Raw genomic sequence first — 13,707 nt, 5'->3', positions numbered from 1 at the left:
TTCAGTCTCACCCCAGGCTTAAGATCAATCCAACGAATGTTTCTGATGTCACATATCTCGGAGATTGATGAATGTCGGCCTACCCGAGTATCGATACCGAAGTGCTGCGCACCTTCGTTGCCATCGCCGACCAGGGTGGGTTTACCCGCGCCGGTGAACAGGTCAATCGCACCCAGTCCGCCGTCAGCATGCAGATGAAACGGCTGGAAGAAGATGTGTTGCAGCGGCAATTGTTCCAGCGCGACGGCCGCCAGGTGCGGCTGACGGCGGAAGGCCAGGTGTTGCTTGGCTATGCCCGGCGCATCCTCAAGCTGCACAGCGAGGTGTTCAATACCCTGCGCGAACCGCACATGGTCGGCATGGTGCGCATCGGTACGCCGGATGACTATGTGATGCGTTTCCTGCCGGGGATTCTGCGCCGGTTTGCCCAGTCCTACCCGCTGATCCAGATCGAGGTGCACTGCGAATCATCAAAACAATTGCTGATGCGTCAGGACCTGGACCTGTCCATTGTCACCCGCGAACCGGGCAGTGAAATCGGCCAGTTGTTGCGCAAGGAGCGATTTGTCTGGGCCGAAGCACAGTGCTACAGCGCCCACGAGAACACACCGTTGCCGCTGGCGATGTTCAACAGCGATTGTTTCTGCCGCTTATGGGCCTGCAATGCGCTCGATGCCATAGGCCGCGATTACCGGGTGGCCTACAACAGTGACAGCCTGTCGGCGATCATGGCGGTGGTCAGCGCCGGCCTGGCGGTGACCGCGCAACTGGAAAGCCTGATAACTCCGGACATGCGCATCCTCGGCGAAGATGAAGGGCTGCCCTTGTTGCCCGAAGCCAGCATCATGCTGGTGCGCAACCTGCACAACCCGTCGCCGATCACCGAGTGCCTGGCCGAACACATCATCGAAGGCTTCAAACTTTAAAGGCGAGTGTCACCGCGCAGCACACCAGATAGCCACAGAACAGTCCGCGCAACAGGCGCTCCGGCAGCGCGTGGGCAATTTTCACGCCCCAACTGATGCTCATCAACCCGCCGGTTGCCAACGGAATGCCAATCATCCAGTCCACCTGGTGATGCACCGCATAAGTGACCAGCGTGACACCCGTGCTGGGCAATGCCAGCGCCAGCGACAAACCTTGCGCAACCACCTGACTGGTGCCAAATACACTGGTCAGTACCGGCGTCGCCACCACGGCACCGCCCACGCCAAACACGCCGCCCATGGTGCCGGATGCCGCGCCGAGTACACCCAGCCACGGCCATGGGTGATTCATTTGTGAGGCTGCTGGCGCACTGGCGGTAAACATACGTGCCAGGTTGAGCGCCGACAGGGCGATCAGGAACCCGACAAACCCCAGGCGCATGGTTTGTGCATCAATGCCCACCGCCCACAGGGAACCGAGCCAGGCGAAGCTGAATCCCATCGTGGCGAGTGGCAACGCGTGGCGCAATTCAATCCGGTTGCGCTGTTGATAACGCCACAGTGCCAGCATCACATTTGGCACCACCATCACCAGTGCCGTGCCTTGTGCAATCTGTTGGTCGAGACCGAACAGCACACCCAACAGCGGAATGGCAATCAGACCGCCGCCAATTCCGAACAACCCGCCGAGCGTACCCAAGGCCGCGCCAAACACCAGATACATCAGAAACTCAATCACGAGCGTTTTATCCCAGTCACATCACGCCTTCGATCCTACGCAGTTGATTCTGGCGCGGAAACGCACAGCGACGCACAATGGCTTTGCCAAATTCGCACAAGCAATGAGCGCACCATGAACCCCAATCAACTGACCGACCAGCTCGGCCTGTTCCTCGACGTGCTGGAAACCGGCAGTTTTTCCGCCGCTTCGCGCCGCCACCCACTGACGCCCTCGGCGGTGGCCCGGCGTATCGACAGCCTGGAAAGCGCCGTCGGCAGCCAGTTGTTCATTCGCAGTACCCACGCCGTCAGGGCCACCCCGGCGGGCCTGGCATTTGCCGAGCGCGCACGGCGCATTGTCGCGGAGTTGCGCCTGGCCAGGGCCGAGGCCGTGTCCCTCAGCAGCGCCCCGGAGGGGTTGATTCGGGTGGATGCGCCGGCAGCGTTTGGTCGACGGCATCTGGCGCCGGTGATTGCCGACTTTCTGATGCTCTACCCCGGCCTCGACGTGCAACTGCAACTGATCGACAGTTTCGTCGACATGCAGGGCATGAACCTGGGCAAGGTCGATCTGGTGCTGCGCGCCGGTCAATTGGCCGACACGCGGCTCGTGGCCACGCCACTGGCGAGCATGGTGCGCATCGCCTGCGCCAGCCCCGATTATTTGCAACGTCGCGGCGTGCCGAATGATCCGGCCCATCTGATTGAACACGATGGCCTCGATTGGGCCGGCCTGGCACCGCCCTTTGCCTGGCGCTTCGAGCAGGATGGCCAGATGCAATTGCATCGCCCGTCGCGTATTCGCATGAGCGCCAACAATGCCGAAGCCCTGGTTTGCGGCGCGCTGGCTGGCCTGGGTATCGCGCACTTGCCAACGTGGCTGGCGAGCGAGTACTTATTGCGCGGCGAACTATTGCCCTTGTTCTGCGAAAGCGGCCTGCCCAAACCGGAAAGCGCCGGGATCTATGCTTTGCGCCTGGAGCAGCAACCCAACGCCCGCAGCCGCCTGCTGCTGGAATACCTGAAAACCCGTTTCAGTCCGATCCCTCCCTGGGATCTGGTGCTGCAAACCCATCTGGACCGCCACTAGTCTAGAATTGTCTGGTGCATTAAAGATTTGCCCGCTAGATTCATGACGACCACCGATCAAGGCTTCGAAATGACCACCGAGCGCAAAACCCCGGACAACTGCGACGACCTGCTGCTGGACAACCAGGCCTGCTTCGCCCTGCACTCCACTTCGCTGATGATGACCAAGGTCTACAAACCCTTGTTACAAGCGTTGGGACTGACTTATCCACAGTACCTGGCGATGATGGTGCTGTGGGAACAGGACGGTTTGACCGTAGGCGAAATCAGCGCCCGATTGTTGACTGACCCCGGTTCGCTGACGCCGCTGCTCAAACGCCTGGAAGCCGAAGGTGTGCTCAGCCGCACCCGCAGCCGTGAAGACGAGCGCGTGGTGATCGTCGAACTCACCGAGCAAGGCCGGGCGCTGCGCGACAAGGCGCGGGACATTCCCCAGTGCATCCTCGGCGCCAGCGGCATGACGCTGGAACGACTGCAGAAGTTGCAGGCGGAGCTGCAAGCGCTGCGCCGGCATCTGCAAGACAGCCTCTGACCTCCCCCCGCACATCTCACTGTAGGAGCGAGCCCTGCTCGCGATGGTGCCAACGATAACGCGGGAAACCTGATTCACCTCAGTGTGCTCAGGTTTTTCGCGAGCAGGCTCGATCCTACAGTTTCCATCGTCGGTGAAAAAATCCTGCTGCCGACAATCTTGCCTGAACAGCTCTAATTCAATACTTCCAACCTGATCAGGTAGATCCACCATCCGCCTGTGCCGATTTTTCTCAAAAAATTATCTTGCGCACTAAACATTAGCGCGATACATTCATTTCGCACTTACTTAGCGCGCAAACATTTAGCGCAAAACAAACATTCCCCGAACGAGGCTTCCACCATGCAAACTCTCTACACCGCAATCGCAACCTCCACTGGCGGCCGTGATGGTCGTGCGATTTCCAGCGACAACATTCTCGACGTCAAACTCGCCACCCCGAAAGAACTCGGCGGTGCCGGCGGCGCAGCAACCAACCCTGAGCAACTGTTCGCAGCCGGCTATTCCGCCTGCTTCATCGGTGCACTGAAGTTCGTCGCCAGCCAGACCAAACGCAAAATCCCGGACGACGCCTCGATCACAGCCCATGTCGGCATCGGCCAGATCCCTGGCGGTTTCGGCCTGGACATCGACCTGCACATCAGCCTGCCAGGCCTTGAACAAGCCGATGCACAAACCCTGGTCGACGCGGCCCACCAGGTCTGCCCGTACTCCAACGCCACCCGCGGCAACGTCGAAGTGCGCCTGCACGTGACCGTCTAACCGTTTTTGTCCACTCAGGCCCGAACAGGAAATGAACATGAACACTTTCAGCAAAGTCTTGACCGGTACCCTTCTCGCCCTGTCCGTCCACAGTGCATTCGCCGGCGACGTTGAACACAACACCCAGGCGTTTCTCGATGTGTTGAACGCCGGCACCGGCAAACCGATGGAGCAGTTGACGCCCAAAGATGCCCGCGCCGTGCTGGTAGGCGCGCAGTCGGGGGTGAAGCTGACGCTGCCAAAAGCCGATGTCAGCGAAAAGACCATCCAGGTCGACGGCCAACCGCTGAGCCTGACCATCGTCAGGCCGGCCGGGGTCAAAGGCGAGTTGCCGGTGTTCATGTTTTTCCACGGCGGTGGTTGGGTACTGGGAGACTTCCCGACCCACGAGCGGCTGGTTCGCGACCTGGTGGCGGGTTCGGGGGCGGCAGCGGTGTTCGTCAACTACACGCCGTCGCCGGAAGCGCATTATCCGGTGGCGATCAATCAGGCTTATGCCGCGACCCAATGGGTGGCCGAGCACGGTAAAGAGATCAACGTCGACGGCAAGCGTCTGGCCGTGGCCGGCAACAGTGTCGGCGGCAACATGGCGGCCGTGGTCGCATTGATGGCAAAAGACAAAGGCACCCCGGCAATCAAGTTCCAGGTGCTGCTGTGGCCGGTGACCGATGCCAACTTCGACACCGGTTCCTATAACCAGTATGCCGAAGGGCACTTCCTCACCCGCAACATGATGAAGTGGTTCTGGGACAACTACACCACCGACGCCAGGCAGCGTAACGAGATCTATGCCTCGCCATTGCGGGCAACCCCTGCGCAACTCAAGGGCCTGCCACCTGCGTTGGTGCAAACCGCTGGAGCTGACGTACTGCGTGATGAAGGTGAAGCCTACGCCCGCAAACTGGACGAAGCCGGCGTACCGGTGACCTCGGTTCGCTATAACGGCCTGATCCACGACTACGGTTTGCTCAACGTGGTGAGTCAGGTGCCGGCGGTGCGTTCGGCGATGTTGCAGGCGTCCGAAGAGCTCAAGCAGCACCTGAAGAAATAACACTCCCCCCTGTAGGAGCGAGCCTGCTCGCGATGGGCGCCCAGACAACGCAGGCATTCAGATAGCCCACGTTATCGTTAACGACCATCGCGAGCAGGCTCGCTCCTACAGGGGATTGGGGTGTTTCTGACAGGCACAAAAAAGCCCGACTCACTGGTCGGGCTTTTTCATTCCTGAAGCAGTGCTTATTTGGCACGGCCTTTGTAGGAACCGCCTTCGCGGGTATCAATTTCGATCATGTCGTCGATATTGATGAAGTCAGCAACCGACAGCTCGGTACCGTTCTTCAGTTTGGCAGGCTTCATTACCTTGCCGGAAGTGTCGCCGCGAGCGGAACCTTCGGTGTAGGCAACCTGACGCACGATGGTGGTCGGCAGTTCTACGGAAACCAGACGGCCTTCGAAGAATACGGCTTCGCAAACGTCGGTCATGCCTTCTTCAACGAACGGCAGAACGGCTTCGATGTCTTCGGCGTTCAGCTCGTACATGGTGTAGTCAGTGGTGTCCATGAACGTGTAGGAATCGCCGCTGATGAAGGACAGGGTCGCTTCTTTGCGATCCAGGATCACGTCATCCAGCTTGTCGTCCGCACCGTAAACGGTTTCGGTCTTGTAGCCGGTCAGCAGGTTTTTCAGCTTGGTCTTCATGATCGCGCTGTTACGACCGGACTTGGTGAATTCAGCTTTCTGAACCAGCCAAGGGTCGTTGTCGATACGGATCACTGTACCGGGTTTGAGTTCTTTACCAGTTTTCATTGCGAATATCCGAATTTGGATGGGATTTACAAAAATCTAGGCCGCGTATCATATCCAATTTACATAAAACTGTACCAGCGCTGCCGCAAGATCAGCCTGCGAGGCCTGTTCCAGACACCATGTCTCGGCGTGTTTTTGCAGTTCCGGCCAGTGTTTGCGGGTCGATTGCCAGTGGCCTGCCATATTGTCACCGGCATTCCATGCCCGCCAAAGACCGCTGATCGCCTCACGAGCAGTCTCCGACAGACCGTTCACATACAACGCGAGGAAGGCTTCCAGTTTATCCAGGTGGATGTCTTCCTCTTGTTGATAGATGTGCCAGAGCAATGGCCGCCCCGCCCATTGGGCGCGGACAAAGGAATCTTCGCCGCGTACCGCATTGAAATCGCAGCACCACAGTAAATGGTCATACTGGTCCTGGCGGACGAACGGCAACACTTGCACGGTCAACGCATCGCGCACATGCAGCGCACCGGCCTTCAGTCCATCCACGCCAAGCCAACGCTCGACATCGCCGAGAATCCGCCCTTCCGGCACCAACAGATGAGTGGGCGTCGTGTCGCCCCCCATCGCGTCCAGCCAACTGGCCAGCCCGGTGTTTTCGTAGGCAAACAGCGAGATCAATTGAGCACCCTGCGCAGGATTTATCCCAAGACCTTGCAGGAACTCGCGCCGCATTTCAGGACTTTGCTGAAACGTCCGTCGCCGCTCGAGCAATCCGCTTTCACGCAACAAGCCACCCGTACCTTTCTGAAACCCCGGAAAGAAGAAGAATTTCTGCACATGCCTGTACTTCACCGATGGCAAGCCGTGGCAGCCGACCACCCAGCCCTCGGCACTCAGGTAATCGAGATTCATCCACAGCGGTGTTTTTTCCCGCTCGGCCATGGCGTCCATGTAGGCACCCGGCAACTGGCAGGCGAACGCGGCGATCACCACATCCGCCGCTTCGACAGACTGCCAGTCGCTCGCCCAGTGACGCACCTCCACACCCTGCTGCCATTGCTGCGAGGTGTGGATATCAATGTCCGGGCACATGCGCTCGAAGGCACGCAGGTCATCGACCCACAACCGCACCGCTATCCCATGCTCGGCAACCAGTTGCCGGGACAGGCGCCAGGTCACGCCGATGTCGCCGAAGTTGTCGACCACGGTGCAAAAAATATCCCAGCGGGTCTTCATTTCAGGCATTCCAGGCTCCCGTTGGCAAAGGCAGCGATTCTGCGCATAAATTACCCCGTGCAGAAGAGCCGACGACGATTATTCTTCGTGCGACAATCGCCAACAACCCGCGACCCACTGCCAGGAGGCAGCCATGCCCTACCGTCCCAATCCGCGCCGTCCATTGCCGATCCAGCTCAATGTCGTGCAACTGACCGGTAGCATCGCCTTCGGTTTGTGGCTGGGTTTCATCGCCATCGCGCTGACCTGCTGGCTCGTCGCCCGCCTGTTCTTCAACGAACAATTGGCGCCCGTCGCGGCGACGATAGAGCAACTGGCCAAACCGCCCGCGGCGGCGCAACCGGTACCGGATATTCCTCCACAGAGCCCGATCTTCGAGCAATACGAAGAAAACCTGCGCAAGAACGAACAGGCGCAACGACTCGATCAGGCACGCAGCAGCAATCGCAATCTGTCGAACGCAAAATGCCAGTTCTGGTTGCAACAGGACCAGACCGCCCCAAGCGAAAAAAGTCGCGCCAACGTCCTGCAATTCTGCGATTGATCATGAATAAACAAAGTGTCCACCAACTGATTCTCGATAAGCTGCGCATCGACCTCGACATCGCCGAACGCGCTGCGCAAACCGCCTACGAAACCGCTACCCACGAAGAAAACATCGCCGAAAACAAGTACGACACGCTGGGTCTGGAGGCGTCCTACCTGGCTGCCGGGCAAGCCAGGCGGGTCGAAGAGATCCGGCAGTCACTGGCGCTTTGCCAAAACCTGGTCCTGCGTCCTTATGACGAACGGCGTGGTATTGAAGTCGGCGCGCTGCTCGGCCTGGAAGACGAAAAGGGCCGCGAACAGTGGCTGTTTCTGGCACCGGATGCGGCGGGCCTGAAAGTCGATCTGGTGGGGCAAAGCATTACCGTCATCACCCCGCGCTCACCGCTGGGCAAAGGCCTGCTGGGCAAGTTCGAAGGCGATGAGGTGGAGATTCTGGTGGCGGGCGCTCGGCAACAGTTTGCTGTCACCGAGGTTGTTTAAGAAAGCTTAATGCACCGGCAGTTCGACGCCGTCGAACAGTTCTTCCAGTTCCTGCTTGTTGTGGCACTGGATAGCCTTGGCCATGACTTCGCGGGTCAGGTGCGGGGCGAACTTCTCGATGAAGTCGCACATGAAGCCACGCAGGAAAGTACCGCGACGGAAGCCGATCTTGGTCACGCTGGACTCGAACAACTCGCTGGCATCGAGCACCACCAGGTCGTTGTCGAGTTTGGTATCGACCGCCATTTTCGCCACGATGCCCACGCCCAGGCCCAGGCGCACGTATGTCTTGATCACGTCGGCGTCGGCCGCGGTGAACACCACTTTCGGCGTCAGGCCACGATGGCTGAAGGCTTCGTCGAGTTTCGAGCGGCCGGTAAAACCGAATACATAAGTCACGATCGGGTATTCGGCCAAGGCTTCGAGGGTCAGCTTCGACAGTTTGGTCAGCGGATGCCCCTGAGGCACAACCACGCAGCGGTTCCAGCGATAGCACGGCATCATCACCAGGTCGCCGAACAGCTCCAGCGCTTCAGTGGCGATGGCGAAATCCACCGTGCCGTCAGCCGCCATTTCGGCGATTTGCATCGGCGACCCCTGGTGCATGTGCAGGGCAACGTCCGGGTATTGCTTGATGAAATTGCTGATCACCGGTGGCAACGCATAACGCGCCTGGGTGTGGGTAGTGGCGATCGACAGGGTGCCTTTCTTCTCGTTGGAGAATTCCTGGGCGATCTGCTTGATGCTTTCAACCTTGCGCAGGATTTCGCCGGCAGTGGTGATGATGCGTTCGCCGGCCGGAGTGACGCGGGTCAGGTGCTTGCCGCTGCGGGCGAACACCTCGACGCCTAATTCGTCTTCCAGCAGGCGGATCTGTTTACTGATGCCCGGTTGCGAGGTGTAAAGGCTTTGGGCTGTAGCGGAAACGTTGAGGTCGTGGTGCGCCACTTCCCAGATGTAGCGCAATTGTTGAAGCTTCATATGAATCCCTCAAAGCAGATAGACGCCACGGGCATCAGCGACGGTATATAACTATATTAATGGTTTGAAGAATAAATCTAGAACTTTTTATCAGAATGCCACTATTCGTGTTCTAGCGATCCCCCTGGCGACGACGCTGCACCAGCGGCACCAGGTAAACCGGCACCTGCGACAGTTGCAACACACGCGCGGCGGTCCGGCCCAATGGCGTTTCCGCGCCAGCACCATGGCTATGACTACCTACGATCAGCAAATCCACGGAGAGTTTCTGCGCCTGGTCGAGAATCACCTGCGACGGATCGCCCTGCAGCACCCGCACCGCCTGGATCCGCTCCAGATCGTGCTCGCCCTCCCCCCCCAGTTCTTCACGAAAACTGTCGAGCACCCGCTGCTCGATACTGGCAATGACGGTGTTCAGCCCCTGACTGTGGAACTCGTTCAACGCCTGCTCATCGAGGTAGCTTTGCAGCACCGACTCGGCGAACAGCCCCATGGGTTCAACCGCGTGCACCACGTACAGGTCGGCATTGAATGTCCGGGCCAATGCCAAGGCATGCTGCATCACCAAAGGGGCGTACAGACCGAGGTCAGTGGCATAGAGCATCGAGCGAATCATATGACCTCCTCGAATGCCAACATGGCGGAGATTGATTCAGCTTAGCAGTGCCTTGAGGAGTACGACGTCCTGCGCAACGCGTTGATCGGCGGGCTTAAACCTTTTGCTCGTTGCTTATGCCATGGGGCACATGGCCGGTGGCGACGACTTCCCGGGCCAACTCGCAGTGACCGGCCTGATCATCGAAAAACACATCGGCGGCGAAGGCTTCGAGAAACGCCGATTTGGTCAGGCCACCGAGGAACAGCGATTCATCCAGCCGGATGTCCCATTCGCGCAAGGTGCGGATTACCCGTTCGTGGGCCGGTGCCGAGCGGGCCGTCACCAGCGCCGTGCGGATCGGGCAGGCGCCATCCGGGAACTCGCGCTGCAACAGATTGAGGGCCGCCAGGAAGCCCTTGAATGGCCCACCGCGCAACGGTTGCCGGGCCGCCTCGCGTTCGCTGGCCTGAAACGCTTCCAGACCACCGGCCTGGTACACGCGCTCCGACTCGTCGGAAAACAGCACCGCATCGCCGTCGAAAGCGATGCGCAATTCATCGCTGGCGGCGCGGCTGGCGCCTCCCGACAGGATGGTCGCCGCGGCAAAACCCGCGTCCAGTGCACTGCGCACGTCTTCGGCATGGGTGGAAAGAAACAGGTCGCAGCCAAAAGCCTTGAGGTACGGATAGGGACTGCGCCCGCCGACAAACGCCGCACGGGAAATGGCCAGTCCATAGTGATGGATCGAATTGAACACGCGCAGGCCGGTGTCGGCGCTGTTACGCGACACCAGGATCACCTCGACACGGGCACGGCCGAGGCTGGCATTGAGGTTGAGGAGTTTCTGCACCAGAGGGAAGGCATCGCCGGGTTCGAGGATTTCGTCTTCATGCTCGATCTGATACTGCCGGTAGGCCTCGACGCCACTCGACAGGTACACCTTGTGGCTTTCGCTCAGGTCAAACAATGCGCGCGACGAAATCGCCAGCACCAATTTGTCGTCGATAGTCTTTGCCATGCCCTTCCCTCTCAGGTTGATCGACTTACCGGTTGCGTCGATCGATAAAACCCAGACTGCGATACAGGGCCTCGATGCGCGGCATCTCACACCCCGCGGCCTTCGCGGCGGCCAGCGGCCGGGCGTAAATGGCGTCCAGCTCCAGCGGTCGCTTGTGCAGATAATCGTGGTACATGCTCGGCCAGTAGTCGGGCATTTTCTCGGTCACCCTGAACAAATGCTCGGCATAACCCGCCGGCACCTCATGACCACAGGCGATCGCCCCCTGCACCACTTCGGCCATCAGTGCCTTGATCAGCTCGCGGGTATCGGTATCGGCCATCAACGGCGTGGTGCTCGCCCCCAACAACACCGACAGACCGTTGTAAGGGATATTCCAGACCAGTTTTTGCCAACGCGCCTGGTGCAGGTTCGCCATAGCCTGGGAGTCGATGCCGGCGACACGGAACATCCCGACGCCTTCCTCGACAATCGCGGCGCGTGTCGGCCCTTCGGCGGCGGGACCGCTGTGGTAGCCCACATGCACGGCACCCAGCGCCTGATGGGTGACGACGCCAGGCCCCTCGCGATGGACGCAGATGTAGCAAAGCCCGCCCAGCACATGCAGCGAATCGGGCAGCAGCTCACGCAGGCTGTCCTCGACGTCCAGGCCGTTTTGCAGCAGCAATATCTTGGCATTCGGCGCCGCGGCCTGAAGAATGGCCGGCGCGAGGTCTGCGTTGCTGGTGGTTTTCGCCCCCACCAGCAACCAGTCACAGGGCGGCATGTCTTCGGCCGACGAATAGGCTTGCACCGGGTTCAACATCAGCGCGCCATGAACGGCGCTGTGAAGTTGCAACCCGCGCTCGGCCACCGCGGAAAATTCGCTGCGCAACAGAAAATGCACATCGAAGCCGGCACGCGCCAGCATCACCCCGTAGAAACCGCCGATTGCACCGGTCCCGATAATACCGACCGTCGGCTTGGCAACTGCCCCCATCATGGCAACTCCTCTGCTGTTCGACTCAACGCCTGACGTATCGCCCGATTGAGTTCGGTGCCGGTCAGGCGCGCATGCAACGCCCCAAAGAACTCACCGTCGCGTACCACAAACAGCGCCGGCAAATGAAAGACCTGATAACGCTCGACCACCCCGCCATTGTTCCCGGCATCGATCCAGCACAGTCGATCGACGGCCAGTTCGAGCACCGGCAACTGTTCACGGGCAAAACGGCAGCTTGAGCAACCGACGCTGGTGAAAATAACCAGTGATACACCGTTCATCGTCAGCAGCCGTTGGTCGGCGTCGAAATCGGTCAGCTCCAATTCGACCACTATACTGGGGGAAACAATGTCAGATGGCCGACACATGGAGTCCGTGTTCATGGGACGATTCATTCCTCATCCTGACGATGTGCCCGTTGAATTAACGTTATTCAAACCTGAGTGTATTTCGCGGCACCAGTTGCACACTAGCAGCCTCGGGGGCATGGCTTGCAATTATCACCGCGCGTGGCGCTACGGCACAGCGCTTGAAGTGCGCATGCCGACGCTTAATCCCGACATGCGCATTCTGGGCTATGTAGCCTGGTGCTTGCGACGCAAGCATGGCTATCTGGTAGGTATTGCCTTTCTCGACGAACAGACGCTGTTCAGTGCGCGGATGGGCGAGCAGGTGTGTCAGATAGAGCGTTATTGCCGCCAGCACGACGCTCACGAAGACCTGCAGGAGATTCAGGCCCTGGCCCTCGAATGGGTTCAGGAGCATGCCGACGAGTTCTCCCACGACAGGGTCCATCGGGCATTTGCACAGTCAATGCAGGATTAGGGCGCGCCCAAAGGCCGGGAATTCATCGAGAATGCCCGCTAAAGCGGCGCATGCCCATTGTCGAGCCACGGTGTAACGCGCTAAGGTTCGGCTCCCCGACGCGCTTAATTTGCTGTGCTCCGCCGCGCGGGTTCGCTGGCGGCCGGCACCCGTGACCTGACGAGTAAACGATGGCTGATTTACCGATCAACGACCTAAACGTCGCCTCCAACGAGACGCTGATCACCCCCGATCAGCTCAAGCGTGACATCCCCCTGAGCGACGCCGCCCTGCGCACCGTCACCAAGGGCCGCGAAGTCATTCGCAACATTCTGGATGGCACCGACCACCGTCTGTTCGTGGTCATCGGGCCTTGCTCGATCCACGACATCAAGGCGGCCCACGAATACGCCGAGCGCCTGAAAGCGCTCGCCGCGGAAGTGTCCGATACCCTGTATCTGGTCATGCGCGTGTACTTCGAGAAGCCACGCACCACCGTCGGCTGGAAAGGCTTGATCAACGATCCGTACCTGGATGACTCGTTCAAGATCCAGGACGGTTTGCACATCGGTCGTCAATTGCTGCTGGACCTGGCCGAAATGGGCCTGCCAACCGCCACCGAAGCCCTCGACCCGATCTCCCCGCAGTATTTGCAGGACTTGATCAGCTGGTCGGCCATCGGCGCGCGCACCACCGAATCCCAGACTCACCGTGAAATGGCTTCCGGCCTGTCCTCGGCCGTCGGCTTCAAGAACGGCACCGACGGCGGTCTGACCGTGGCCATCAACGCCCTGCAATCGGTTTCCAGCCCGCACCGTTTCCTGGGTATCAACCAGGAAGGTGGCGTGTCGATCGTGACCACCAAGGGCAACGCCTACGGCCACGTGGTACTGCGCGGCGGCAACGGCAAGCCGAACTACGATTCGGTCAGCGTCGCCTTGTGCGAGCAAGCGCTTAACAAGGCCAAAATCAAGCCGAACATCATGGTCGATTGCAGCCACGCCAACTCCAACAAGGATCCGGCCCTGCAACCGCTGGTGATGGAAAACGTCGCCAACCAGATCCTCGAAGGCAACCAGTCGATCATCGGCCTGATGGTCGAAAGCCACCTGAACTGGGGCTGCCAGGCTATCCCGAAAGACCTCGCCGACTTGCAATACGGCGTGTCGATCACCGATGCCTGCATCGACTGGACCGCGACCGAGAACACCTTGCGCAGCATGCATGCCAAGCTCAAGGATGTGCTACCTAAACGCGATCGCACCTGATCGGCGTTTA

The 13,707-nt window shown here is 59.6% G+C and carries 17 protein-coding genes; 9 read left to right on the top strand and 8 right to left on the bottom strand.

The window, feature by feature from the left end:
• Positions 1-71: 71 nt before the first annotated feature.
• Positions 72-926 (top strand): LysR family transcriptional regulator, encoded by an 855-nt coding sequence (locus GPL81_RS17015; RefSeq protein ID WP_160107669.1) that lies wholly within the window; start codon positions 72-74, stop codon positions 924-926.
• Here the strand turns inward: GPL81_RS17015 and GPL81_RS17010 are convergent.
• The gene (locus GPL81_RS17010) at positions 916-1,665 is read right to left on the bottom strand and encodes a sulfite exporter TauE/SafE family protein (RefSeq protein WP_160107668.1); all 750 of its coding nucleotides are present in this window, start codon (positions 1,663-1,665) and stop codon (positions 916-918) included. The two genes, GPL81_RS17015 and GPL81_RS17010, sit on opposite strands and share 11 nt — an antisense overlap.
• Before the next feature lie 114 nt (positions 1,666-1,779).
• Between GPL81_RS17010 and GPL81_RS17005 the strand changes: the two genes are divergently transcribed.
• The 4 genes from GPL81_RS17005 (at position 1,780) to GPL81_RS16990 (ending at position 5,080) form a co-directional block, all read left to right on the top strand.
• Positions 1,780-2,736, top strand: a complete 957-nt coding sequence (locus GPL81_RS17005; protein ID WP_160107667.1) for a LysR family transcriptional regulator — start codon at positions 1,780-1,782, stop codon at positions 2,734-2,736.
• 69 nt (positions 2,737-2,805) lie between these two features.
• On the top strand, positions 2,806-3,267 hold the full coding sequence (locus GPL81_RS17000; RefSeq protein ID WP_160107733.1) for a MarR family winged helix-turn-helix transcriptional regulator: 462 nt from the start codon (positions 2,806-2,808) through the stop codon (positions 3,265-3,267).
• A 342-nt stretch (positions 3,268-3,609) separates the two neighbouring features.
• Entirely contained in the window at positions 3,610-4,029 is a 420-nt protein-coding gene (locus tag GPL81_RS16995) for an organic hydroperoxide resistance protein (RefSeq protein WP_150772566.1), read from the top strand.
• Between the two features lie 37 nt (positions 4,030-4,066).
• A complete protein-coding gene (locus GPL81_RS16990) occupies positions 4,067-5,080 on the top strand; it encodes an alpha/beta hydrolase (protein WP_160107666.1) in 1,014 nt (337 codons plus the stop codon).
• Between the two features lie 185 nt (positions 5,081-5,265).
• Here GPL81_RS16990 and GPL81_RS16985 read toward each other — a convergent pair whose 3' ends face one another.
• Both GPL81_RS16985 and earP read right to left on the bottom strand, forming a co-directional pair.
• Positions 5,266-5,835: an elongation factor P gene (locus GPL81_RS16985; RefSeq protein WP_007983530.1), complete on the bottom strand. Its 570-nt coding sequence runs from the start codon at positions 5,833-5,835 to the stop codon at positions 5,266-5,268.
• Between the two features lie 48 nt (positions 5,836-5,883).
• The gene (gene earP / locus GPL81_RS16980) at positions 5,884-7,026 is read right to left on the bottom strand and encodes an elongation factor P maturation arginine rhamnosyltransferase EarP (RefSeq protein ID WP_160107665.1); all 1,143 of its coding nucleotides are present in this window, start codon (positions 7,024-7,026) and stop codon (positions 5,884-5,886) included.
• A 124-nt stretch (positions 7,027-7,150) separates the two neighbouring features.
• On the opposite strand from earP, the gene GPL81_RS16975 reads away from it, so the two are divergent.
• Together GPL81_RS16975 and GPL81_RS16970 are read left to right on the top strand one after the other, a co-directional pair.
• Positions 7,151-7,561 carry a hypothetical protein gene (locus tag GPL81_RS16975; protein WP_160107664.1) on the top strand — a complete coding sequence of 137 codons (411 nt, stop codon included), beginning with the start codon at positions 7,151-7,153 and terminating at the stop codon, positions 7,559-7,561.
• Between the two features lie 2 nt (positions 7,562-7,563).
• The gene (locus GPL81_RS16970) at positions 7,564-8,046 is read left to right on the top strand and encodes a GreA/GreB family elongation factor (RefSeq protein WP_160107663.1); all 483 of its coding nucleotides are present in this window, start codon (positions 7,564-7,566) and stop codon (positions 8,044-8,046) included.
• A gap of 6 nt (positions 8,047-8,052) precedes the next feature.
• Here GPL81_RS16970 and cysB read toward each other — a convergent pair whose 3' ends face one another.
• From cysB to GPL81_RS16945, 5 genes are all read right to left on the bottom strand, one after another.
• Complete coding sequence (gene cysB / locus GPL81_RS16965; protein WP_008057010.1) at positions 8,053-9,027, bottom strand: HTH-type transcriptional regulator CysB; 975 nt, start codon at positions 9,025-9,027, stop codon at positions 8,053-8,055.
• 112 nt (positions 9,028-9,139) lie between these two features.
• Positions 9,140-9,643 (bottom strand): universal stress protein, encoded by a 504-nt coding sequence (locus tag GPL81_RS16960; protein ID WP_160107662.1) that lies wholly within the window; start codon positions 9,641-9,643, stop codon positions 9,140-9,142.
• Between the two features lie 94 nt (positions 9,644-9,737).
• Positions 9,738-10,643, bottom strand: a complete 906-nt coding sequence (locus GPL81_RS16955) for a 5'-nucleotidase (RefSeq protein ID WP_096509760.1) — start codon at positions 10,641-10,643, stop codon at positions 9,738-9,740.
• Between the two features lie 25 nt (positions 10,644-10,668).
• Positions 10,669-11,625 carry a putative 2-dehydropantoate 2-reductase gene (locus GPL81_RS16950; RefSeq protein ID WP_160107661.1) on the bottom strand — a complete coding sequence of 319 codons (957 nt, stop codon included), beginning with the start codon at positions 11,623-11,625 and terminating at the stop codon, positions 10,669-10,671.
• Positions 11,622-12,008 carry a thioredoxin family protein gene (locus GPL81_RS16945; RefSeq protein WP_160107660.1) on the bottom strand — a complete coding sequence of 129 codons (387 nt, stop codon included), beginning with the start codon at positions 12,006-12,008 and terminating at the stop codon, positions 11,622-11,624. The genes GPL81_RS16950 and GPL81_RS16945 overlap by 4 nt, the downstream gene beginning before the upstream one ends.
• Between GPL81_RS16945 and GPL81_RS16940 the strand changes: the two genes are divergently transcribed.
• Both GPL81_RS16940 and GPL81_RS16935 read left to right on the top strand, forming a co-directional pair.
• Complete coding sequence (locus GPL81_RS16940) at positions 12,007-12,450, top strand: PilZ domain-containing protein (RefSeq protein WP_121105886.1); 444 nt, start codon at positions 12,007-12,009, stop codon at positions 12,448-12,450. The two genes, GPL81_RS16945 and GPL81_RS16940, sit on opposite strands and share 2 nt — an antisense overlap.
• 170 nt (positions 12,451-12,620) lie before the next feature.
• A complete protein-coding gene (locus GPL81_RS16935; protein ID WP_095634708.1) occupies positions 12,621-13,697 on the top strand; it encodes a 3-deoxy-7-phosphoheptulonate synthase in 1,077 nt (358 codons plus the stop codon).
• Positions 13,698-13,707: the final 10 nt, after the last annotated feature.

This window comes from Pseudomonas izuensis, assembly GCF_009861505.1.
GTDB lineage: Bacteria > Pseudomonadota > Gammaproteobacteria > Pseudomonadales > Pseudomonadaceae > Aquipseudomonas > Aquipseudomonas izuensis.
Note: the sequence above shows the minus strand (reverse complement) of the source record. Positions and strands in the feature narration are given on the sequence as shown.